Source organism: Halomonas sp. HK25 (assembly GCF_047795635.1).
Taxonomy (GTDB): Bacteria; Pseudomonadota; Gammaproteobacteria; order Pseudomonadales; family Halomonadaceae; genus Halomonas.
This window is the reverse complement of record NZ_CP181044.1, coordinates 3,210,487-3,233,328: the sequence shown is the minus strand read 5'-3', so window position 1 is coordinate 3,233,328 and position 22,842 is coordinate 3,210,487. Positions and strand designations below refer to the sequence as shown.

Below are 22,842 nucleotides of genomic sequence, written 5' to 3'. Positions count from 1 at the left end.
AAGACTGCATAGTGCCCCAACATAATCATAATTTTCAGGAGCCATGCCATGATCTATGCCAACCCCGGCAGCCAGGATGCCGTCATCGCCTTCGATAAGCGCTACGGGAATTATATCGGCGGCGAATTCGTGCCGCCGGTGAAGGGTGAGTACTTCGACAACGTCACCCCGGTCAACGGCGAGGTGTTCTGCCAGATCCCTCGCTCCAGTGCCGAGGACATCGACAAGGCGCTGGACGCCGCCCACCAGGCCGCACCGGCCTGGGGCAGGACCTCGACCACTGAGCGCTCCAACATCCTGCTGAAGATCGCCGACCGCATCGAGCAGAATATCGAGAGGCTCGCCGTGGCCGAGACCTGGGACAACGGCAAGGCGGTGCGCGAGACGCTCAACGCCGATCTGCCGCTGGCCGTGGATCATTTCCGCTATTTCGCGGGCTGTATCCGTGCCCAGGAAGATACCTCCAGCGCCATCGATAACAACACCGTCGCCTACCATTTCCACGAGCCGCTGGGCGTGGTGGGGCAGATCATCCCCTGGAACTTTCCGCTGCTGATGGCCGTGTGGAAGCTGGCCCCGGCGCTGGCCGCCGGCAACTGCGTGGTGCTCAAGCCCGCCGAGCAGACCCCGGCCTCGATTCTGGAGCTGATGAAGCTGATCGGTGACCTGCTGCCGCCGGGCGTGGTCAATATCGTCAACGGCTACGGTGCGGAGGCAGGCCAGGCGCTGGCAACCAGCAAGCGCATCGCCAAGATCGCCTTCACCGGCTCCACCCCGGTGGGGTCGCATATCCTCCAGTGCGCGGCCGAGAACATCATTCCCTCTACCGTGGAGCTGGGTGGCAAGTCGCCGAACATCTACTTCGCCGACATCATGAATGCCGAGCCGGAGTTCATCGAAAAGGCGGCCGAAGGCCTGGTGCTGGCCTTCTTCAACCAGGGGGAGGTGTGCACCTGCCCGTCGCGGGCGCTGATCCAGGAAAGCATGTACGACGCCTTCATGGCCAAGGTCATGGAGCGCACCCTGTCGATCAAGCGTGGCAATCCACTGGACACCGATGTCCAGGTGGGGGCCCAGGCCTCCCGGGAGCAGTTCGACAAGATCATGTCCTACATGGAGATCGCCCGAGAGGAGGGCGCCGAGTTCCTGACCGGTGGTGACAAGGAGACCATGGACGATTCACTCAACCGTGGCTTCTATATCCAGCCGACGCTGCTCAAGGGCCACAACAAGATGCGGGTCTTCCAGGAGGAGATCTTCGGCCCGGTGGTGGCAGTGACCACCTTCAAGGACCAGGAAGAGGCGTTGGCCATCGCCAACGACACCGAATTCGGCCTTGGCGCCGGTCTATGGACCCGCGATATCAACGTCGCCTTCCGTATGGGGCGTGGCATTCAGGCCGGGCGAGTCTGGACCAACTGCTATCACCACTATCCGGCCCATGCCGCCTTCGGCGGCTACAAGAAGTCCGGCATCGGCCGCGAGAACCACAAGATGGCCCTTGAGCACTACCAGCAGACCAAGAACCTGCTGGTGAGCTATGACACCAACCCGATGGGATTCTTCTGATCGGCGGCGTCGAACGGCGCATCGGCAACAGTAAGCAGGATACCGGGCGCGACGCGAGTCGCGCCTTTTTATGCTCGTTGCTACACGTCTCGGCCGCTTTGGGTCATCATCACCCGCCCGGTCCCCACGGAGACAGTATAGAGATGATCGACCTCGAAGCCCCCGACCTCCACCAGCAACGACTGCAGCGCGTCGTGTCGCTGGTCAGAGCCAGCGGTGCGCGACGGGTGCTCGACCTGGGGTGTGGCTCCGGCGGGCTGCTGCAGTACCTGCTGCGCGACGCCCAGTTCGAGCGGGTGGTAGGCCTGGAGCTCTCCGGCGAACTGCTGGCCCAGGCCAAGCTGCGTCTGGAGGATCTGCCATCCGTCCGTGCGGGGCGTCTCGAACTGGTGTGCGGCTCCTATACGGATCACCATCCGGTGCTGACCGGCTTCGAGGCCGCGGCCATGGTCGAGACCATCGAGCATGTTCCGCCTGAGGCGCTCTCCCGGGTCGAACGTGCGGTCTTCGCCGGACTTCGCCCCCACCTGCTGGTGATGACCACCCCCAACCACGAGTACAACCCGCTCTTCGACATGGCGCCGGGCGAGTTCCGCGACCCCGACCACAAGTTCGAGTGGGACCGGGCGCGCTTCCGCGAGTGGGCCCAGGGAGTGGCACGCCGCAATGGCTACCGGGTAGGTTTCTCGGGGGTCGGAGAAATGGACGCCCACCTTGGCCAGCCGACCCAGGTGGCCCGCTTCACGCTGGGCCATGGCCACGCCTGATTCTCCAGGACCTTACCTCGTCTGACGCCTTGAGGTAGCTCCCTCGAGCCCCAGTACCTGCGTCTCTCGACGCCGTCGTCGACGCAGATCCCAGGCCACACCGCTCCCCAACAGCACGAAGCCGGCCAGCTCCACCAGGGCGAGATAGTCGACGAAGAGAGCGTAGAGCACCAGACCGCCGCCCATCGCGCCAAGCATCGTCGGCCAGTAGTCGGCATGGCGACGAATGCCGGCGGCCAGCGCCGCCAGGGTGAGCAGCACGAAGCCAGCGATGCTGCCGGCCCAGAGCCCCTCATCGAGGGCCAGGCCGATGCCCAGCAGCGGCAGCAGGGCGACCAGGGCCAGGGTGCCGTAGCAGCTCAGCAGCGCCAGGGCGAGGGCAGCAACGCCCAGCAGACCGCGGCGATGCAGGCGGCGCCAGGCCCGTCGCGGGTCGAGTCGGTGTCGCCAGCGCCAGGCCCAAGAGGGGGCTGTCTCGCCGCGGCGCATGCCCACCTCGATGGCATGGGCGCCGAAGCTCTCCGCCACCTCCCGGGTCTGGGGGCTTTCGCTCAGGGCGAAGTAGTCGTGCTCCCCCACGATCCGGACCTCCTCGAAGCCCGCCTCCTCGAACAGTGCCAGCAGGTCCTCCTTCACCGTGGCCCCCACCACGCACTCCACCCACAGCCGGGGGTCCTCGTGGCAGTCCACCGACACCGGCCGATGGATCACCACATCGGCAAGCTGCAGGCGGCCGCGTGACTTGAGCACCCGGAACATCTCCGCCACGGCGCGGCGCTTGTCCGGCACCAGGTTGAGGGCGCCGTTGCTGGTGATGCTGTCGACGCAGCCATCGGGCAGTGGCAGCTGCTCCGCGGACCCCTGCACGATGTCGAGGTCGTCGATACCGGCCCGGCGTATCGCGCCGGAGAGGCGGCGGGTCATGCCGGCGGTGAGGTCCAGGGCGATCACCCGGCCCCCGGGGCCGGCCAGCCGGCGGGCGATCAGGGCGTCGTTGCCGGCGCCGGCACCGATGTCGAGCACCCGGTCGCCGGGCCGAATGGCCCCGGCGCGAAAGGGGTAGCCGACACCGGCGAAGCGGGCCAGCGTTTCCCCGGGCAGCTCGGCGGTCTGCGCCGCCGGGTAGCCCAGGCGTCGGCAGGCGTCGGCACCGACCGGGAAGTGGAAGGGGGCGTCGGGGGTTGCGGCCACGGCACCGTACATCGCCTGGACCGCCGCGATGATCTGGGGCCGCGAGTAGCCGAGAATTGCCACCATGAGGGTCTCTCCTCACGGGTCAGGGGATGGCATCCGTCTCGTCGCTGTCGAACTGGTCGAGCAGGTGGCGGATTCGTCGGTGCAGCCGTGGCGGGGCCGTCACCTTGCCGGATGCTTCCACCATGGCCCGTAGTCGTCGTTCGAATTGGGCACGTGAGAAGCAGTCGCGGCACCTGGCCAGGTGCCGCTCGATATCCTCGGCCTGCTGCGCGCCGAGCTCCCGGTCGAGATAGTCGAAGAGCCGCTCGATGACCTCCTCGCAGCCCAGCTCCCTGGTGCTCATGGTGAAGGACCTCCCTCTCCCTGGTGGCCGGAGGTGATGCCGGCGTCTCTCGCCTGCTGCCAGAGTGCCTTCTGGAGCAGGCCTCGGGCACGGTTGAGGCGAGACCTCACGGTGCCCAGCGGAATTCCCAGCAGGCGGGAAACCTCCTCATACCTATAGCCCTGTACCTCCACCAGCACAATCACCAGGCGGAAGGGATCGGGCAGGGCATCCAACGCCGCCTGCAGCTCCTCCTCCAGCACGCTGTTGAAGAACTGCTCTTCCAGGCTGCCCCACCACAGCAGGAAGGGCTGGTGAAGCTGCTGGAAGAGGGTGAATTCCGTCGCCTCCAGGTGATCGGTGTCCTGCCCCTCCGGGGAGTCCTGGGGATGGCTGCGGCGCCGACGCCACTCGCTGATGAAGGTGTTGGTGAGGATATGGAACAGCCAGGCCTCGAAGCGCCGGGGGTCGCGCAGGGTATCGAGGCGGCGCCACGCCTGGCCCACCGCCTCGGCCACGATGTCCTCGGCGTCATCGGGATGGCGGGTCAGCCGCAGGGCCGTGCCGTAGAGCCGATCCATGAGGGGCGCCAGGCGCTCTTCGAACCACTGCCGCTGCCCGGCGCTGTCGCGGTGTCGCATGGCGGCCCCCGAATTGCCCCGGCGAGGCGGGCACGGCTGCCGCGTCGGGGATGGGGTGGGTGAACTGGCCAGGGACATGGGCCACTACCTCGAGGATGGCGGGTGGGGCGGCGATCGGCAAGTCGCCTCGTCCGCAGGGACGCGCCCGTGGCCGGAAGGGTTCCCGATCCGGTTCGGCACGGCGCCGGGAACAAAAGACGGCGGTGCTGCGTCCTCGCGGACACGACACACCGGTGTCCACCGATGTCGTCGCCGTACAGCCACTGAGGAGAATCCCCATGACCAGCACGGCAACCGCTTCCGCCTTCCCCGCGGTGGATCGCGACGAACTGGAGGCGCGGGTCAAGTCGATGTACCGGGAGGTCGCCGAGACCCCGGAGGCCGACTTCCATTTCGAGATGGGGCGCGCCCTGGCCGAGCGCCTGGGCTATGACCCGGATGCCCTCGACCGCATTCCCGCCGCGGCCATCGACTCCTTCGCCGGGGTCGGTCACTTCCTGGACCTGGCGGCCATCCAGCCCGGCGAGACGGTCCTCGACCTGGGCAGTGGCTCCGGCATGGACAGCCTGCTGGCCGCCCTGACAGCGGGTCCGGCCGGCCGGGTGCTGGGACTCGACATGACCGATGCCCAGCGCGAGAAGGCCGCCCGCCTGGCTCGCGAGGGGGGCTTTCACAACCTCGAGTTCCATGCGGGCTACATCGAGGCGCCGCCCTTCCCGGACGCCAGCGCCGACGTGGTGATCAGCAACGGGGTGATCAACCTCTCCGCGGACAAGCCGCGGGTCTTCGCCGAGGCCGCCCGGGTATTGAAGCCCGGCGGGCGCCTGGCGCTGGCCGATATCGTTACCGAGTCGCCACTACCGGAAAGCGTGAGCTGCAACGCCACCCTGTGGGCCGCCTGCATCGGTGGGGCCAGCCAGCAGGATGACTACCGGGCGGCCATCGAGGCCGCCGGCCTCACCATCCGTACCCTTCGCGAGCACCCCGAATACCGGTTCCTGACCGACTCGGCGCGGGGCGCCAGCGAGACCTGGGGCGTCAAGAGCATCTCGCTGCTGGCCGTCAAGGCCTGAGCGACGGGCGAGGCCCCGGCAAGATCCCAACTAGATCCCAGACACAAGAGGACACGACCATGAAACTGCACACGACCCTGACAGCCTCCTCACTCCTGCTGGCCGTCACGCTCTCGGCGGGCGCCCTGCAGGCATCTCCCTACCAGGGCGACGGCCACCTGCTCGGCACACCCGAAGACCTCAGCTGGGGGCCGGTGGGCTCCATGGGCGAGGGCGCCGAGATCGCCATCATCGAGGGCAACCTGTCCGAGGAGGAACCCTTCACCTTCCGCCTGCGGCTGGCGGACGGCTACGAGATCAAGCCCCACGTCCATCCGGCCTACGAGCGGGTCACGGTACTCTCCGGCACCCTGCACTTCGCCCATGGCGAGACCTTCGACCCCGAGACGGCCACACGGCTGCCGGTGGGCGGCTACGCCATCATGTCGCCGGGCGACGCCATGTTCGGCCGCGCCGAGGGCGAGACCGTCATCCAGCTGCACGGTACCGGGCCCTGGGGCATCGATTACATCGACCCGGCGGATGATCCGCGGCAGTGAGCCCGGGTCGCACCCGGGACCGATGCCTGCCCGGCTCCGTTTCCACGAGGCGGGGCCGGGCGCCTGATCGCCACCCGGGGGGGGGTAGCCCCCTCGGCGCGACTTCCTTCAGCGCGACTTACCTCAACCCATGGCCAGCCAGCGCTCGGCCAGGCGGACGGCATGGGCCTGGCCGGCGACCATGGCCAGCCGCCCCTCTTCGCGGCGCAGCCCGGCACGCTTGAGCTTGAGGATCATCCGCGCCGGCAGGCCGACGAAGATCACCCCGACCCGCTCGGCGCGCAGCTCCTCCACCAGCGACTGCAGGGCGACGATGGCGGTGGCATCCAGGCTCGGCACGTCGTGCATGTCCAGCATCATGACCCTCACCTCCGGGTCCACCACTCGCAGTGAGGACACGGCCTTCTCGGCGGCGCCGAAGAACAGCGGGCCGTTGATGTCGTAGAAGACCACCTCGCGGGGCAGCGCCGGCGGCGCCTCGCGTTCGCCGGCGCGCAGCTGTCGCGCCTCGGTGAGGCTGGCCATGCGGCGGATGAACAGCGCCGCGGCCAGGCCCATGCCCACCGCCACCGCCAGCACCATGTCGAAGATCACCGTGAGGGCGAAGCAGATCACCAGCACCGCCACGTCGCTGCCCGGGGCGCTTTTCAGGGTGTGGGCGAAGTGACGCGCCTCGCTCATATTCCAGGCGATGATGAACAGCAGCGCGGCCAGGGCCGCCATGGGCACGAAGCCCAGCACCCCGGCGAGCAGCACCACTGCCAGCAGCACCACCAGGGAGTGCACCACCGCGGCCACCGGCGAGACCGCACCGCTGCGGATGTTGGTGGCGGTGCGCGCCAGGGCCGCGGTGGCGGTGATGCCGCCGAAGAAGGGCACCACCACGTTGCCGAGCCCCTGGCCGATCAGCTCGGCGTTGGGGTCGTGGCGGGTGCGGGTCAGGCCGTCGGCCACCACCGCGCAGAGCAGCGATTCGATGGCCGCCAGCATGGCAATGGCCAGCGCCGGCCCGAGCAGCTCGCGGATCAGCGCGAAGTTCACCGTCAGCGGCGTGCCGTCGGGCCCCGGCAGCCGCCAGGGCACCACCAGGTCGGGAGCGAAAGGCGGGATACCGCTGCCGCTCTGGCCCTGGAACTCCCAGCTGAAGCGCGAGGCGATGGTGGCGACCTCGCCCCCGACGGCGCTCACCGCCAGGGCCGCCAGGGTGCCCACCACCAGCCCCACCAGCGGGGCGGGGACCGGCACCCGGAGTCGCGGCCAGAGAATCAGAGAGGCGAGCGTCACCAGGCCGATGCCCAGCTCCGCGGGGGCCAGGCTCGGCAGGGCGCGAACGATGGCGGCCAGGTTGTGCGGGGTGCTGTCGCCGAGCTCGACTCCGGCCAGGCCCAGGAAGTCGGGGAGCTGCAGCAGGGCGATCACCACGGCGATGCCGGCGGTGAAGCCGAGCACCACCGGGTAGGGAACGAACTGGATCAGACTGCCCAGCCGGGCGAGCCCCAGGGCCACCAGGATCAGCCCCGCCATCAGGGTGGCGATCAGCAAACCCCCGACGCCGTGGCTGGCGACGATGGGGAAGAGGATCACCACGAAGGCCGCGGTGGGGCCGGAGATGTTGAAGCGGGAGCCGCCGGTCAGCGCGATGATGGCTCCGGCCACGATGGCGGTGTAGAGCCCGTGCTGGGGCGGTACCCCGGTGGCGATGGCCAGCGCCATGGAGAGCGGCACCGCGACGATGCCGATGGTCAGGCCGGCCATCAGGTCCCGGCGCAGCTCGGCCAGGCCATAGCCCGCGCGCCAGGCGGCGAGCAGGGCGCTGCCGGGAACGGGGAGACGATAGCCGCTCCGCGGGGAAGAACGGGACATGGCGACTCCTTTGCGTGCTAAAGAGCAGGAGCCATCACGTTACGCCTGCCTGCTGCGCCGCCGCAAGCGGACTCGCTGGTGCAGGGGAGCGGAGGAGGACAGCAGGCCGTGAGGTTCCCACCTGCGTTGAATACCGAAGGGGTAGCGTGGAGGCGCCGAGGGTGGCGGAACTTGTGTCCTTTTCTCTGGGCGCTATAACTAAGTAACCGAAGGTAATAGGGATGGGGCCAGGAGGCCGCGACCAACGCAGGATGCATCGGGACTGGAACGAATCCGCCGGGTCTGAAGCCACGGCGGGTCGAATATAACGACAAGATTTCTGGAGTATCCGATGGCTAACGATAAAACGACCGCCACCCCGGAGGTGGCCATCCACCCGACCGCCACCGAGACCCCGACGCCCGCCAGCACCTCCCGGCGACGCTTCCTCACCGGCTCGGCCGCCGCGGTGGGTGCCGGTGCCGCCGCGGCAGTCGGCTTCCCCAGCATCGCCGTGGCCCAGACCACGACCCTGCGCTTCCAGAGCACCTGGCCCAACCAGGACATCTTCCACGAGTTCGCCGCCGACTATGTGCGCATCGTCAACGAAATGTCCGGTGGGCGGCTGCGACTGAACCTGCTGCCGGCCGGTGCCGTGGTGGGGGCACTGCAGATGCAGGATGCGGTGATCTCCGGCGCTCTGGATGGTGGCCACGGTGTGTCCGCCTACTGGTACGGCAAGCACAAGGCCTTCTCGCTGTTCGGCACGCCACCGCCCTTCGGATGGGATGCCCACCAGTTCCTCGCCTGGTTCTGGCAGAGCGGCGGTATGGAGCTCTACAACGAATTGCTCGAGGACATGGAGCTGCCGCTGGTCGGGTATCTCACGGGGCCCATGCCGACCCAGGCCCTCGGCTGGTTCAAGGAGCCGATCCGTAGCATAGAGGACATGCAGAATCTCAAGTACCGTACCGTGGGCCTGGCCGCCGACCTGATGCGCGAATTCGGTGCGGCGGTGACCATCATGGGCGGCGGCGACATCGTCCCGGCCATGGATCGCGGCCTGCTCGACGGCGCCGAGTTCAACAACCCCTCCTCGGATCGCCTGCTGGGCTTCCCCGACGTCAGCAAGACCTGGATGCTGCGCAGCTATCATCAGGACTGCGAATCCTTCGAAATCATCCTCAACAAGTCCAAGCACGACAGCCTGCCCGAGGAGTTCCAGGCCATCCTGCAGTATGCCGCCAAGGCGGCCTCGTCGGAGATGTACTGGAAGGCCATGGAGCGCTACCCCAGGGATCTACAGGGCATGCGCGAGGAGCAGGGCGTGCAGACCTACATCACTCCGGACTCGATCCTCGAGGAGCAGCTACGGGCCTGGGACACGGTCATCGAGCGCGAGTCCAACAACAATGCCTTCTTCAAGAAGGTCATCGACAGCCAGCGCGATTACTGCGAGCGAGTGGTGGGCTGGCATCTCGAAGGCAACACGCCCAAGGAACCGGCCTACCGTCACTTCTACGGCAAGGCTCCCACCGATACCTCCACCCTCCTGTAGCGGTGCCGGGCGGTAGCCGCCGCCAGGGCCGTTCGTCCCGGCGCCAGGAGGGCACCGGGTCCTCGTTGCCACCGCCCCTCCGGAGGAGAGGCGGTGGCCGGTGAGAGGCCGTCATGCGCTTTATCTTCATGATCGATCATCTCAGCACCTGGGTGGGCAAGGTCTTCGCCTGGGCGATCCTGATATTGACCTTCGTGGTCAGCTATGAGGTCTTCATGCGCTATGTCATGGGTGCTCCGACGGCCTGGGCCTATGACACCAGCTACATGCTCTACGGCACCTTGTTCATGATGAGCGGGGCCTATGCCCTGGCCCACAACGCCCATGTGCGGGCCGACGTGGTATCACGCTATTTCCCTCCCCGGGTCCAGGCCGGCCTGGATCTGGCGCTCTACATCTTGTTCTTCTATCCCGGCATCCTGGCTCTGGTCTGGTTCGGCTGGGACTTCTTCGCGCTTTCCTTCCGTCAGAACGAGCACAGCTCCTTCACCCCCGGGGGGCCGCCTATCTACCCCTACAAGTTCGTCATTCCCGCCTGTGCCGCGCTGCTGGCGGTTCAGGGTATTGCCGAGGTGGGCCGCTGTCTGATCTGCCTTCGGTACGGCCAGTGGCCGAGACGACTAGGTGACGTCGAGGAGATCGCGATTCCGTTGAACAAGCAGGACGAGATCAAGGCCGCCGAATCCGATTCAGGGGAGAAGCGTCAATGACCGAACCGCAGGTCGGCATCATGATGCTGGGTATGCTGGTCTTCCTGATCATGCTCGGCTTTCCTATCGCCTTCACCTTGATCGCCATGGGGGTCGCCTTCGGCTACTTTGCCATCGGCGACATCATCTTCTCGTTGCTGGTACAGCGCGCCTACGGGGTGATGTCCAATGACGTGCTGATCGCCGTGCCGCTCTTCCTCTTCATGGGCTACATGGTGGAACGGGCGAACATCCTCGACCGGCTGTTCTCCAGCCTGCAGCTGGCGGCCCGCGGCATGCCCGCCTCCCTGGCGGTGGCCAGCCTGATTACCTGTGCGCTGTTCGCCACGGCGACGGGCATCGTCGGGGCGGTGGTAACCCTGATGGGACTGCTGGCGCTGCCGGCCATGCTCAACGCCGGCTACGACAAGCGCCTGTCGAGCGGGGTGATCTGTGCCGGGGGATGTCTGGGTATCCTGATCCCGCCCAGCATCATGTTGATCCTCTACGGGGCCATGGCCGGCGTCTCGGTAGTGCGACTCTATGCGGCGGCACTGATCCCGGGCCTGCTGCTGGCGAGTCTCTATATCCTCTATGTGATGGGTCGCGCCATCATCAATCCCAAGGTGGCGCCGAAGCTCTCCACCGAGAAGCTCGACGTGCCGCTGGGGCAGGTCTACTGGGGCCTGCTGACGTCGTTCGTACCGCTGTTCGTGCTGATCATGTCGGTGCTCGGCGCGATCCTCTTCGGCCTGGCCACGCCCCACGAGGCGGCCGGTATCGGGGCCCTCGGCGCCATCCTGCTGGCCGCGGTCTATCGGCAGCTGACCTTCGCGCGATTGAGGGAGGCGGTGTTCCTCACCGCGCGCACCAGCGCCATGGTCTGCTGGCTGTTCGTCGGCTCCTGGATCTTCTCCTCGGTGTTCTCGCTGCTCGATGGCCATTCGTTGATCGAGCACTGGATCAGTGGACTCTCTCTGAGCCCCTTGCAGTTCCTGCTGCTGGCCCAGCTGATGATCTTCATCCTCGGCTGGCCGCTGGAGTGGACCGAGATCATCATCATCTTCGTGCCGATCTTCCTGCCGCTGTTGCATATGTTCGGCATCGACCCGCTGTTCTTCGGCGTGCTGGTGGCGCTGAATATCCAGACCTCCTTCCTGACGCCGCCCATGGCGATGTCGGCCTTCTACCTCAAGGGCATCGCGCCCAAGGGAATAGAGCTGGGAGATATCTTTCTGGGGATCATGCCCTTCCTGCTGCTGGTGTTCGTGGCCATGTTCATCCTCTACATGGTGCCGGGCATCGTCTTCTGGCTGCCGGGGGTGCTCTACGGCTGAGACCCTGAAATGACCGGGCCCGACGCCATGCGTCGGGCCGGGGGAAGTCTGCACCGATTCGCCGCCGGCCTGGACCGGCGGCGAAGTGCTTCAGTGGCAGTGCTTCAGTGGCAGTGCTTCGGTTGCCGTGGTTCAGTCGCCGCGCTTCTCGCCATGGCCGCGGTAGGACTTGCCATGGGCCTTGCCGGAGCCGCGCTCGCCGCGAGGCATCATGGTGGCGCGCAGTTCCTCGAGCTGTTCGTCGCTGAGAATCTCGGCGAGGGCCTCCTGGTGGCGGTCGCGCATCTCGCGCATGGCGTCGCGATGCTCGGTGCGTGTGTCGAAGTCGCGCTCACGCAACTCGGCCATGTCGGCGTAGATCGCCTCGCGGGTCTCGCGCAGGGTCTCGCGCTCCTCGTCGGAGAGGCCCCACTCGTCCACCAGCGCCTCCAGGCGCTCCTGCATGCTGGCGCGGCGCTGTTCCATCATCTCGGCGCGACGCTCCTCGCGCAGCTCCCCGCGGGCCTCTTCCAGGGCGGCGCGCTGGTTCTCGTCGAGGATCTCGTCCAGCCGCTCGCGGTGCTGCTCATGGAGCTGGCGCATCGCTTCGTGGTGTTCGCCTCTCGCCTCGTCCAGGGCCTCGCGGGTGGCCTCGTCGATGCCGGCGCGCTCGAAGAGCGCCTGACGCTGCTCGGCCCGGTATTCGGCGCGGGCTTCCTTCCACTGCTGACGCTGCTCCTGATGCTGTTCCTTGTGACGTTCAGCCCCCTCGCCGTGCTGGGCGGCCGTGGCAGAAAGCGCCAGGGGCGCAATGGCAATGGCGAGCAAGGCGGGCGCCAGCAGCTTGCGGGAAACGGTCATCTTCATGGGGTCACTCCTTCGGGCCTCGGGTTGATGGTTCCAGTCTCTCGCTATGCGGTGCAAGGGGGGTGCAGCGAGCGTGCAAAGGTTGTGCATTCGAGACCGGGTCACTCCTCGGGCTGGTACTTGTAGCCCACCCCGTAGACCGAGCGGATCACCTCACGTTCCGGCCACACCTCGCTGATCTTGCGGCGCAGTTTCTTGACGTGGCTGTCCACGGTGCGCTCGGAGACGATGCGGTGGTCACGGTACATGTGGTCCATCAGCTGATCCCGGGAGAAGATCCGCCCCGGGGCGTGCATCATCACCTTGAGCAGCTGGAACTCCACGGCGGTGAGGCCCAGGTCCTGACTATCGGCCAGCGCCCGCCAGCCGTCCTCGTCGAGCATCAGGTCGCTGCCGGCGGCATGGTCGGGGTCGTCGGCGCCCTGGCTGCGGCGCAGCACCGCCTTGACCCGGGCGACCACTTCCCTCGGACTGAAGGGCTTGCAGATGTAGTCGTCGGCGCCCAGCTCCAGGCCGAGCAGGCGGTCCACCTCCTCGACCCGGGCGGTGAGCATGATCACCGGCAGTGCCGGCCAGCGCTGGCGGATCTCGCGGCACAGGGTCAGGCCGTCGGTGCCGGGCAGCATCAGGTCGAGCAGCACCAGCACGGGGCCCTGGCTCGCCTGGCGTATCTCCGACAGCCACGGCAGCACGGCGTCGCCGTGATCCAGGTGGTGGGTGGCAAAGCCGCTGCCCTCCAGGTAGTCGGCCACCAGCCGGGCGATCTTGGGCTCGTCCTCGACGATCAGGATCTGCTGTTGCTCGTGTTCCTGTGATGTCATGCGATCTCCTCCCTGGAAAGGTCGTCATCGAGCGTTGGAAACGTCAGCGTCCAGCATAACCCACCCAGCGGTGAGGACGAGGGGCGCATCTCGCCGCCATGAGCCTTGACCAGAGCCGCGGCGATGGAGAGCCCCAGGCCGCTGCCGCCGCTGGCGCGATTGCGCGAGCCCTCCACCCGATAGAGGCGCTCGGTGAGTCGGTCAAGCTCGCCCTCGGGCACCCCGGGGGCGCTGTCCTCCCAGGTCACCCGGATGCCTCCCGAGGCGGCGGTGAGGGTGACCCGCAGCTGTCCCGGTACCCGGGTATAGGCGCAGGTGTTGTCCAACAGGTTGTTCCACAGCTGGCGCAGGCGCTGGACGTCACCGCGCATCAAGGCCTCGTCCTGAATGCGGGTCTCCAGGGTGATGCCGCTGTCGGTGAGCCATCCTTCTGCCTCTTCGAGTCGATCGGCGAGGCTCTCGGCGAGATCCAGCGGGGCGAGCTGTACCTCGAGGGCGCCGGCATCGCTCTGGGAGAGCAGGCGCAGGTCGGCCACCAGCCGTTCGAGCTGGCCCACTTCCTGGGCCAGGGAGTGCAGGCTGTCCTGGTCCAGGCGGCGGATGCCATCCTGCATCGCCTCGATCTCGCCGCGCAGTACCGCCAGCGGGGTGCGCAGCTCGTGGGCGATGTCCGAGACCCAGCGGCTGCGCGCCTCGCGGCTCGCCTCCAGGGTGGCGGCCAGCACGTTGAAGTCCCGGGAGAGCCGGGAGAGCTCGTCGCGCCCCTGCTCGGGCAGCCGGGTGCTGTAGTCGCCTTCGGTGAGGCGGCGGGTAGCCAGGGCCATGCTGCGGGTGCGCCGACCCAGCCACCAGGAGAGGCCGCCGGCGAGCAACAGCGAGGCGACCCCCAGGGAGCCGACGATGATCGCCAGGTTGCGCTGCTGGCGTGCCAGGAAGATACGGTCCATGCGTGCCATCAGCTGCTCCGGCGGGCGGTAGCCCAGGGTGCCGACTCGCTCGCCCTCGTGGAGGATCGGCAGCCAGCGCAGGGTGGCGGCCTCTTCCTCGTCGTCCGGTGGCAAGCCGATCACCGGCAGCCCGGCGGCGTCGTGGAGCACGAAGTCCTTGGGATCGCCCAGACGGCGCTCGATGCCCTGGGGCGCCGTGCCGGCGCCCGGCCACAGCTGCTGGCGCACCAGGCGCTGCCAGGCCGAGGGGGAGACGCGCAGCCACTGCCAATCGCCGCGCCTTGCCCACTCCTCGCCGAGCCCCTCGGCCAGGGTCTCGGCACGGTTGGCCTGGGTGGTGTCCAGGTACTCGAGGAAACCGCGATCCAGGCTGCGCGAGATGGCCAGGAAGACCAGGCCCGAGATGGCCACGTTGACCACCAGGATCACCACGAACAGCTTGATGCCCAGGCGGGAGACGGCGGGGCGGGGCAGACGCAGGCTCATGGAGAGGCCTCCTCGGGTTGGGGGCTGCGGCCCTGGAGGCGCTCGCGCAGGCCCTCCAGCATCAGATAGAGGCAGGGGACCAGCAACAGCAGGATGAAGGTGGCGAAGAGCATGCCGAAGCCCAGCGAGATCGCCATGGGAATGATGAAGCGCGCCTGGCGCGAGGTCTCGAAGATCATCGGCGCCAGGCCCAGGAAGGTGGTCAGGGTGGTCATCATGATAGGACGCAGGCGGCGGATGGCGGCGGCGACGATCGCCTCCCGGGCGCCCATGCCCTCGCGGCGCCGGCGGTTGGCATAGTCGATCAGCACCAGGGCGTCGTTGATCACTACCCCGGAGAGCGCCAGCATGCCCATCAGGCTGATCACCGAGAGGCCGAAGCCCATGATCAGGTGGCCGGCCACGGCGCCGATGATGCCGAAGGGAATGGCGGCCAGCACCAGCAGCGGCTGCAGGAAGCTGCGGAAGGGAATCGCCAGCAGGGCGTAGAGGGCGATCAGCGTCAGCCAGGCGGCGCGGGTGAGCGTCGAGACGTTGTCGGCGGTCTCCTGCTGGCGACCGCCGGGGGTGATCTCGAGCCCCGGCCAGCCCGCCTGCAGGGCGGGAAAGATGTCCGCCTCCAGGGTCGCCATCACCCGGTTGATGTCGGCATCCCGGGCGGTGTCGGTGGTGACGCTGATGGTGCGTCGACCGTCGATGCGCTGAAGGGTGGTGGCGGCGCGGCCCAGCTCGATCTCGGCGACCCGGGCGAGCGGCACCTGGCGCCCGTCGGGGGTGCGGATCGGCAGCCGGTAGAGGTCGGCGAGGCTCTGGCGAGCCTCGCCGGGCAGGCGTACCTCGACGCTGATCTCGTGGCGGCCGACGAACTGCTCCAGCGCGGTGATGCCCTGCAGGGGCGCGCGCAGCTGGCCGGCCAGGTCACCGCCGGTGAGGCCCAGGGCGCGGCCTTCGGGCGAGAGGCGAATCTCCAGCTGGGGCTTGCCGTCGGCCAGGCCGCTATCGATGTCGGTGACCCCCTCGAACTCCCCCAGTGCCTCGGCCAGACGGGTGGCCGCTCCCTCCAGGGCACGGCTGTCGGGATGAGAGAGGCGCAGGGTCAGTCCGGCCCCGGCGCCGGGGCCGCCCACGTCGGATTCGAAGCGCACCGCCTGGGCGCCGCTGAATTCGCCGGCCAGCTGGCGCCACTCCCGGGCCACCCGTGAGGGCGGCCAGGCATCGAGGCTGTCGCGGGCCAGGGTGAGCTGCACGGAGAGCCGGTCGCCGTCGATCTGGGCGCGGTTGGCGGTGAAATCGGGGCCGGCGTCGCGTTCGGCCAGCGCCTCGGCGGCGTCCAGCAGGCGGTCGCGGATGGCGCGGTCGTCGGCGATGGGGCTGCCCACCGGCAGGGTGACCGTGGCCTGGACCCTGTCCGACTCTACCCGGGGCATCAGCGAGAAGCCCAGCCGCCCGCTCATGGCATAGGCCAGGGCCACGGCCAGCACCGCCAAGGCGAGGCTCACGGTGAGCAGCCGCTGGTCCAGGCAGCGTTCCAGGAAGGGGGCGAAGCGCTGCTGGGTGACGCGCGAAAGCCACGCCTGCAGCCCCTGGCGTACCTGGTCCAGCGGGCGGCGCCAGGCCGGCGCCTCGCGGCGTCCGTCGCGGTGGGCCAGGTGGGCGGGCAGAATGAACAGCGCCTCGAGCCAGGAGGCCAGGAACACCGTGATCACCACCAGCGGCACCACGGCGAAGATCATGCCCAGGAACCCGGGCAGGAACAGCAGCGGTAGGAAGGCGACGATATTGGAGAGGATGGCGAAGGTGATCGGCACCGCCATCTCGCGGGCCCCGCGCACCGCCGCCTCCCGCGGGGAGTGGCCCTGCTCGCGGTAGCTATGGATGTTCTCGCCCACCATGATGGCGTCGTCCACCACGATACCCAGCGCGATGATGAAGGCGAACATCGACATCATGTTCAGCGAGACGCCGAACCAGGGCAGGAAGAGCAGGGCACCCAGGAAGGCGGTGGGGATGCCCAGGGTGACCCAGAAGGCCAGCCGCGCCTCCAGGAACAGGCCCAGCAATATCAGCACCAGGGCCAGGCCCAGGAAGGCGTTCTTGAGCAGCAGGTCGAGGCGGTCGCGGTAGACCTCGGAGGTGTCCCGGGAAACGACGAGGCTCACCCCCTCCGGCAGGCCCGCCTGGAGCCGTTCGAGCTGGGCGCTCACGGCGTCCGAGATGCCGATCGGCGTCTGGTCGCCGATCTGGTAGACATCGAGGGTGAGGCTCGGTGACCCATTATAGAGCATCTCGCGGTCGGTCTCGGCGAAGCCGCGCTCTACCCGGGCGATGTCGCCCAGACGCAGCTGGCCGCCGTCGGGCGTGCCGAGGATCGGCAACTCGGCGAACTCCCGGGCCTCGTCGCGGCGCCCCTGGTAGCGGATCAGCCACTCGCCCTCGCCGGTGGTCAGGCGTCCGCCGGCCAGGTCCAGGGCCTCGTCGCCGATGCGGCCGGCCAGCTGGCGGTGGTCGAGACCGTGGCGCTGCATCGCTTCCTCGTCGAGCAGCACCTGGATCTCGCGCTCGCGGTTGCCGGAGAGCTCCACCCGAGCGATGCCCGACGCGGCCTGCAGCTCGGCTCGCACCTCCTCGGCCAGGTCGTGGAGCAGCTGGTCGTCGACCCAGCCGGATAGCTGCAGGCTCATCACGCTGCGCGAGCGCCCCGCCAGGCCGAAGCGCGCCGGGTCGGCGGCGGCCGGCAGGCTGGTGATGGCGCCCACCGCCTGTTGGATCTCCTGATAGACCCGCATCACTTCCACCCCCTCCACCAGGCTGGCGGAGATCCGGCCGGCGCCCTCGTCGGCGGTGGCGGTCAGCTCGTCGATGCCGTCCACGCCCGACAGCGCCGCCTCCAGGGGCAGCAGCAGGCTGCGTTCTATCTCCTCGGGGGTGGCGCCGGGGTAGCCGATGGCGACGGTGATGATCTCCAGTTCGAAGTCGGGGAAGACCTCCTTCTTGATGGTGGTGGAGGCCATCAGCCCGCCGACGATCAGCAGTAGCATCAACAGGTTGGGGGCCACCCCGTGATGGACCATCCAGGCGATGGGGCCGCGACGCGTCATCGGTGGGCCTCCGCCGACTGAGGCTGCGCCGCGCCGGCCGGGCGCTCGTCGCTGGAGGAGGTGGTACGCAACGGCATGCCCTCCCGGGGCTGGCCCAGCGGCGAGGTGATCACCCGTTCCCCTGCGACCAGGCCCTCGGCCACCAGCACCCGGTGGTCATCGCGATGCAGCACGCTCACCGGGCGGCGGCGCAGGCGCTCCGCCTCATCCAGCACCCAGACCTCATCGCCGGGGCGCAGGGCCGCGGCGGGCAGCGCGATCAGGTCGTCGCGCTCGCCGGCCTGGAAGTCCAGGCGCACCACATCGCCCAGGCGCAGTGCCGGCGCGCTGCGGTTCTCCTCGGCCAGTGCCAGGGGGTCCTCTACCGCCACCAGCAGCTGGGCCTGCAGGCCGTTCTCCTCCAGGGCGGGCAGCACCGAGAGCAGCTCGCCCCGGCGCTCCCTGCCAGCGGGCCAGCCGCGGCTGGTGAGCGTCACGGGGCTGCCTGGCGTGGTCTCGGTGGCGGGAGCGAGCCAGGCCAAGGCGTCGCCCGGCAGCGCTACCTGCACCCAGAAGCGTGCCACATCCACCAGGTGGATGAGTTCGGTGCCGCTGCCGACCTCGCTGCCCTCGCCGAGCAGGCGCGCCTGGACCATGCCCCGCCAGGGAGCGACCAGGGTGGCCCGCTCCAGGTCCAGCCGGGCCCGGTCGCGGGCGGCCCGGGCGCGTTCGACCTCTGCCTGGGCGCTTCTCAGCTGGGGTTCGCGCAGCACCAGGGCTCGTCGCTCTGCCGGCAGTTCGCGGCCGAAGCTCTGGTATTCGGCCCGAGCACGCTGCTGCTCGCCGCGCTCCATGGCCAGGGCCGCCTCGGCCTGGTCCAGGGCGGCTTCGGCCTCACGCAGGGCCAGGCCGAGATCGGCGTCGTCCAGGTGGGCAATGGGGGAGCCGACCTCCACCAGGCGGCCTGGCAGTACCCCCGGGGCAAAGGCCTCCAGGCGGCCGGCGACCCGGCTGGCCAGCCGCGCCTCGCGCTCCGCCACCACGCGGCCGAAGCCGTGCAGCGAAGGCGCGACGGCCTGGGGCGCCACGGTAACGGCTTCCACCAGCGGCGGGGCGGGCGCCGACGCGGGGCGGCGCTCCACCCGTGGCGGCTGGCTCATCAGCCACCCCGCCAGGGCGAGCCCTCCGGCCAGCACCAGCAGGGCGAGCAGGGCGCCGAGGCCGAGGCGCCCGCGCTGACGGTGAGGGCGAGCCGTGGAAGAGCAGGGCGGGCGGTTCATGGGCGACTCGGGCAGGGAAGCGGAGCAGAGAGCATCGCTCGCCGCGATGCAGCCAATGGTCAGGAAATGTGCAAGCCGCGTGCAAGCCTTGACGTCAGGCAGCGCTCACAGCGACAGGAAGAACAGAATCAGTGGCGGCGAGAGCAGCGAGAGGATAAAGCCCGAGACCACCGCCACCGGCACGCAGGCGACCCCGCCATGCTGCTGGATCACCGGCAGGGTGAAGTCCATGGAGGTGGCGCCGCCATAGCCGATGGCCAGCGCCGCATGGCGGCGAATCACCAGGGGGATCAGCACGAAGGCCAGCAGTTCCCGGGCCAGGTCATTGAAGAAGGCCACGCCGCCCATCGCTGGGCCCAGCTGGTCGCCTACCAGGATGGCCGAGAGCGAGTACCAGCCGAAGCCGGCGGCAAGCGCCAGGCCTTCGCTGGCGCGCAGGTCGAGCAGCGGGGCGGCGAGCAGGCCGCCGGCCAGCGAGGTGGCCGCGAGCACCAGGGCGATGGCCAGGCCGTGGCGGTTGAGCAGGATCTGGCGCAGCGGCATGCCGGAGTTGCGCAGCTGGCAGCCGATCAGCGCCAGCAGGGCATAGAGCACCCACTCGGCCAGGGTCTCGGCGACGTCGTGGAGCCCGGTGAGAGAGCGGCCCGCCAGCCCCAGCCCGACGCCTGCGACCACCACGCCGACCAGGGCCAGGGAGCCGGCCATGGCGGCCAGCTTGCTGGTGGGGGCGCCGGGCACCACTCGAGACGGGTCGGCGCGCAGGCCCAGGCGGCCCGAGAGCCACCAGAGCCCCGCCAGATTGCAGGCACTGATCACCGCAAACAGCGCCAGCGCCTGGCCGCCCATGCGAGACAGCTGGTCGGCGAGGTCGTCGAGTCCGGCCAGGCTCACGCCCATCAGCAGCAGGATCACATAGACCGAGGCGTTCACCCCGCGGTTGATCAGTGCCATCAGGCCGGCGTGACGGACCGGCACCAGATAGCCCAGCACCAGCGGCAGCAGCACGATGACGAGTCCGCTCAGCATCGAGAGTCCCTTCCCTGTGCCGTCGCCGGGGCGGCGACGGAAAACCGGCTAGTCTAGCAGGCCGGCGCCCTTGCGCCAGGTCCGGGGTTCATTCGTGGAGCGAGAGCTCGGTGAGGGAGAGGCGGCTGCGGCGTACTCCGTCCCGGTGGTATTCGACGCCCAGCATCAGGCCGGGCACCTCGGGGTGGAAGCGGAACACCAGGTGGCGCTCGGGCTTGTCGGGTTCGGTGACCTCGACCGTCAGGGACTCGAACTGGCCGGCGGGCAGGCTCAGGGGCTCGAGGCCCAGTACGTGGTACTCCATGCGCTCTTCGCGGCCGCGGTGGTCCTGATAGCGGATGGTGCAGGCCTCCTGGCAGCTGCCGTCAATTACCCGGCGGGAGAGCTCGAAGAGAGCAGCCTGTCGGTCAGGAAGCACGGCCAGGTCGTCGGGGGCGAGACGGTAGTCACCGCCGAAGCCCAGCAGGGAGTAGCCGCTGACATATTGCAGCGAACGCACCCCCTGGTCCTTGATCAGGAAGCGGCTACTCTCCTCGCCCCGTGCCACAGAGATGGCGGCGCTCATCTCGCTGAACCAGGAGGCCCCGTCCCGGGAGAGCCGGTGCGCAACGCTGGTGCTGGGCCAGCCGCTCACCTCCAGGCGGTAGCGGGCGGTGAAAGGTAGGGGGGCCACCCTGGCCGCGCTCTCGGCCACCGGCTCCGCCTTGCGGTAGGCGGGCGACGGGGCGGCCGGCGCCTCAGCAGCCGCGGCGGCGAGCGGCAGGCATAACAGCAGGCAAATCAGCAGGCGTCTGAGGGGCATGTCGTTCTCGATGGGCGAAGGCAGAGCTGTTGACCCGCACGCCGGGCATGGGTTCCGGCATGCAGGGTTCTTGCACAGTCTACTCCCTCTCACAGCCGGCGGCTGAGGGCCTCGAGCCCCGGGCTCAGGGTGACCGGGTAGCCTGTCTCGCCGGGTGCCAGCTCCAGCAGTGCCTCCGGGAGGCGAGCCAGGGCCGCTTTCGCCCGCTCTCGGGCGCCGTCGGCGAGCGCCATCTCCTCCGTCGATACCTCCCCGTTGCGAACCAGGGGGCGCAACAGCGGTTCCCCCGCGATGCCCGGCTCGTCACGCAGGGCGATGACGTCACCGACGAAGTGCCCCCGAGCGTTAACCTGGCGATAGACTTGCTTGCGGCAGGGGAGGTTGATCTTGCCGGGAGAGTGCTTGACCCGCGGGGTGCCGGCGTACTCCACCAGCTTGTAGGAGAGGTCGATCACCGGGGCATCAGCCGATACGCCCATCTCGGTGCCGACGCCGAAGGCATCGATGGGAGCGCCGTCCTCGAGTAGCGTTTGGATCTTGTGCTCGTCAAGGCCGCTGCTGACCACGATGGTGATGTCATCGTGCCCTGCCTCGTCGAGCAGGGCGCGTGCCCCCTTGGCCAGTTCGCCCAGATCGCCGGAATCGAGCCGGATGGCCTTCACGCCGACCTCGGGTTCCTCGCGCATGATGTCGATCACCTTGCGGACCCCTTCCAGGGTGTCATGGGTATCGACCAGCAGGGTGGTGCCGGGGTAGTGACGGGCGAAGGCACGAAAGGCCTCCTGCTCGTCGTCGTGGGCCAGGATATAGCTATGGGCCATGGTGCCGTTGATCGCCAGATCGTGGCGCAGGCCGCCAAGCACGTTGCTGGTGCCCTCGAGCCCAGCGGTGCGATAGGCCCGCACTCCACGCACGGCGGCGTCCACGCCGTGCATGCGGCGCATGCCGAAATCCACTACCGGGCGGCCCCGGGCGGCCATCACCAGGCGGACCGCCTTGGAGGCGAGGACCGTCTCCAACTGCACCAGGTTCATCACCAGGCTCTCGAGCAGCTGTGCATGGGCGATGGGCGCATCCACCTCCAGCAGCGGTTCATTGGCAAATACGGGGGTGCCCTCGGGAAGGGTCCAGATGTCGCCCTCGAAGCGCCAGTCTCTTAGCCAGTCGAGGAACCCCGGGTCGAACAGGCCGGTGCCGGCGAGGCGGTCGAGGGATTCGTCGCCGAAGCGCAACCGGCTGAGCAGTGCCGCGGCGTGCTGCTGACCGCAGGCCAGCATGAAACGGCGGGTCGGTGGCATCTTGCGGAAGAAGAGGCTGAAGGTGGCCCGCTCCTGCATCGACTCCTTCCAGTAGGCCTGGGTCATGGTCAGCTGGTAGAGATCGGTGAGCAGGGCCAGCTCGTTTTCGTCCACCCCTGGGGAGTTCGCCCCGTTCATGAGCGTACCTCGGCACCGGCAACGCTGAATTCGTGTCGGCACTCGGTCACGGCATCGGAGTCCACCGCCCGCGAGAGACGCTCCAGCAGCAGGGTGTCGAATCCCTCCTGACGGGCTTCGAGCACCGTGGCCCTGACGCAGACGTCCAAGGCCAGACCACAGATGATCACCCGCTCGATGCCCCTCTCCTTCAGGTAACCGCCGAGTCCCGTGCCATCGAAGGCGGAGTAGGCGTCGGCATCGAAGGCGGTGGCCTTGCTGACGCGGATGGCGCCAGCGGGCAGGGCGAGATCAGGGTGGAAGGCGGCGCCCGGAGTATCCTGCACGCAGTGCACCGGCCAGGGGCCGCCGCGGTGGGAGAAGCTCAGGTGATCGACCGGGTGCCAGTCCCGTGAAGCGATCACCAGGGCGCCGGCTGCCTGAGCCGCGTCGATCTCGGCGTTGATGCCCGGTACCAGGGCGCTGCCACCGGCCACGGCCAGGGCGCCGCCCTCGCAGAAGTCGTTCTGCATGTCGACGACGAGCAGCGCGTCGCCCGGGCCGTAGTCCACGTTCATGCTCATCACGCACCTCCTCGGAGGTCGTTG

At 68.6% G+C, this 22,842-nt stretch carries 20 protein-coding genes; 7 read left to right on the top strand and 13 right to left on the bottom strand.

Going from position 1 to position 22,842, the window contains the following annotated elements; translation table 11 throughout:
• Nucleotides 1–48 precede the first annotated feature (48 nt).
• Together ACM26W_RS15255 and ACM26W_RS15250 are read left to right on the top strand one after the other, a co-directional pair.
• The gene (locus tag ACM26W_RS15255) at nucleotides 49–1,569 is read left to right on the top strand and encodes an aldehyde dehydrogenase family protein (protein WP_416137825.1); all 1,521 of its coding nucleotides are present in this window, start codon (nucleotides 49–51) and stop codon (nucleotides 1,567–1,569) included.
• Nucleotides 1,570–1,712: 143 nt separating this feature from the next.
• Nucleotides 1,713–2,336, top strand: coding sequence for a methyltransferase domain-containing protein (locus ACM26W_RS15250; RefSeq protein WP_416137824.1), 624 nt, complete (start codon nucleotides 1,713–1,715; stop codon nucleotides 2,334–2,336).
• A 12-nt stretch (nucleotides 2,337–2,348) separates the two neighbouring features.
• Here ACM26W_RS15250 and ACM26W_RS15245 read toward each other — a convergent pair whose 3' ends face one another.
• The 3 genes from ACM26W_RS15245 to ACM26W_RS15235 are packed head-to-tail and all read right to left on the bottom strand — an operon-like array spanning nucleotide 2,349 to nucleotide 4,496.
• Nucleotides 2,349–3,593 carry a MerC family mercury resistance protein gene (locus ACM26W_RS15245; RefSeq protein ID WP_416137823.1) on the bottom strand — a complete coding sequence of 415 codons (1,245 nt, stop codon included), beginning with the start codon at nucleotides 3,591–3,593 and terminating at the stop codon, nucleotides 2,349–2,351.
• Nucleotides 3,594–3,612: 19 nt separating this feature from the next.
• Nucleotides 3,613–3,876 carry an anti-sigma factor family protein gene (locus tag ACM26W_RS15240; RefSeq protein WP_416137822.1) on the bottom strand — a complete coding sequence of 88 codons (264 nt, stop codon included), beginning with the start codon at nucleotides 3,874–3,876 and terminating at the stop codon, nucleotides 3,613–3,615.
• Complete coding sequence (locus tag ACM26W_RS15235; protein ID WP_416137821.1) at nucleotides 3,873–4,496, bottom strand: sigma-70 family RNA polymerase sigma factor; 624 nt, start codon at nucleotides 4,494–4,496, stop codon at nucleotides 3,873–3,875. Before ACM26W_RS15235 ends, ACM26W_RS15240 begins: the two co-directional genes overlap by 4 nt.
• 278 nt (nucleotides 4,497–4,774) lie before the next feature.
• Between ACM26W_RS15235 and ACM26W_RS15230 the strand changes: the two genes are divergently transcribed.
• Nucleotides 4,775–5,569, top strand: coding sequence for a methyltransferase domain-containing protein (locus ACM26W_RS15230; protein ID WP_416137820.1), 795 nt, complete (start codon nucleotides 4,775–4,777; stop codon nucleotides 5,567–5,569).
• Nucleotides 5,570–5,628: 59 nt separating this feature from the next.
• A complete protein-coding gene (locus ACM26W_RS15225; RefSeq protein WP_416137819.1) occupies nucleotides 5,629–6,108 on the top strand; it encodes a cupin domain-containing protein in 480 nt (159 codons plus the stop codon).
• A gap of 123 nt (nucleotides 6,109–6,231) precedes the next feature.
• Here the strand turns inward: ACM26W_RS15225 and dauA are convergent, their stop codons facing one another.
• A complete protein-coding gene (gene dauA, locus ACM26W_RS15220) occupies nucleotides 6,232–7,971 on the bottom strand; it encodes a C4-dicarboxylic acid transporter DauA (protein WP_416137818.1) in 1,740 nt (579 codons plus the stop codon).
• Between the two features lie 331 nt (nucleotides 7,972–8,302).
• Between dauA and ACM26W_RS15215 the strand changes: the two genes are divergently transcribed.
• The 3 genes from ACM26W_RS15215 (at nucleotide 8,303) to ACM26W_RS15205 (ending at nucleotide 11,534) form a co-directional block, all read left to right on the top strand.
• Nucleotides 8,303–9,508, top strand: a complete 1,206-nt coding sequence (locus ACM26W_RS15215; protein ID WP_416137817.1) for a TRAP transporter substrate-binding protein — start codon at nucleotides 8,303–8,305, stop codon at nucleotides 9,506–9,508.
• Nucleotides 9,509–9,621: 113 nt separating this feature from the next.
• Nucleotides 9,622–10,218 carry a TRAP transporter small permease subunit gene (locus ACM26W_RS15210; protein WP_416137816.1) on the top strand — a complete coding sequence of 199 codons (597 nt, stop codon included), beginning with the start codon at nucleotides 9,622–9,624 and terminating at the stop codon, nucleotides 10,216–10,218.
• Nucleotides 10,215–11,534, top strand: a complete 1,320-nt coding sequence (locus ACM26W_RS15205) for a TRAP transporter large permease (RefSeq protein WP_416137815.1) — start codon at nucleotides 10,215–10,217, stop codon at nucleotides 11,532–11,534. Before ACM26W_RS15210 ends, ACM26W_RS15205 begins: the two co-directional genes overlap by 4 nt.
• Nucleotides 11,535–11,666: 132 nt before the next feature.
• On the opposite strand, the gene ACM26W_RS15200 is transcribed toward ACM26W_RS15205, so the two are convergent.
• From ACM26W_RS15200 to ACM26W_RS15160, 9 genes are all read right to left on the bottom strand, one after another.
• Complete coding sequence (locus ACM26W_RS15200; protein ID WP_416137814.1) at nucleotides 11,667–12,380, bottom strand: hypothetical protein; 714 nt, start codon at nucleotides 12,378–12,380, stop codon at nucleotides 11,667–11,669.
• Nucleotides 12,381–12,481: 101 nt separating this feature from the next.
• Nucleotides 12,482–13,201, bottom strand: coding sequence for a response regulator (locus ACM26W_RS15195; protein ID WP_416137813.1), 720 nt, complete (start codon nucleotides 13,199–13,201; stop codon nucleotides 12,482–12,484).
• A complete protein-coding gene (locus tag ACM26W_RS15190; RefSeq protein ID WP_416137812.1) occupies nucleotides 13,198–14,634 on the bottom strand; it encodes an ATP-binding protein in 1,437 nt (478 codons plus the stop codon). Before ACM26W_RS15190 ends, ACM26W_RS15195 begins: the two co-directional genes overlap by 4 nt.
• On the bottom strand, nucleotides 14,631–17,732 hold the full coding sequence (locus tag ACM26W_RS15185; RefSeq protein WP_416137811.1) for an efflux RND transporter permease subunit: 3,102 nt from the start codon (nucleotides 17,730–17,732) through the stop codon (nucleotides 14,631–14,633). The genes ACM26W_RS15190 and ACM26W_RS15185 overlap by 4 nt, the downstream gene beginning before the upstream one ends.
• Entirely contained in the window at nucleotides 17,729–18,991 is a 1,263-nt protein-coding gene (locus ACM26W_RS15180; RefSeq protein WP_416137810.1) for an efflux RND transporter periplasmic adaptor subunit, read from the bottom strand. Before ACM26W_RS15180 ends, ACM26W_RS15185 begins: the two co-directional genes overlap by 4 nt.
• 105 nt (nucleotides 18,992–19,096) lie before the next feature.
• Nucleotides 19,097–20,017: a lysine exporter LysO family protein gene (locus ACM26W_RS15175; RefSeq protein ID WP_416137809.1), complete on the bottom strand. Its 921-nt coding sequence runs from the start codon at nucleotides 20,015–20,017 to the stop codon at nucleotides 19,097–19,099.
• Between the two features lie 88 nt (nucleotides 20,018–20,105).
• On the bottom strand, nucleotides 20,106–20,819 hold the full coding sequence (locus ACM26W_RS15170) for a hypothetical protein (protein ID WP_416137808.1): 714 nt from the start codon (nucleotides 20,817–20,819) through the stop codon (nucleotides 20,106–20,108).
• Between the two features lie 89 nt (nucleotides 20,820–20,908).
• Nucleotides 20,909–22,255, bottom strand: a complete 1,347-nt coding sequence (locus ACM26W_RS15165) for a nicotinate phosphoribosyltransferase (RefSeq protein WP_416137807.1) — start codon at nucleotides 22,253–22,255, stop codon at nucleotides 20,909–20,911.
• Nucleotides 22,252–22,818 carry a nicotinamidase gene (locus ACM26W_RS15160; protein WP_416137806.1) on the bottom strand — a complete coding sequence of 189 codons (567 nt, stop codon included), beginning with the start codon at nucleotides 22,816–22,818 and terminating at the stop codon, nucleotides 22,252–22,254. Before ACM26W_RS15160 ends, ACM26W_RS15165 begins: the two co-directional genes overlap by 4 nt.
• Nucleotides 22,819–22,842 lie beyond the last annotated feature (24 nt).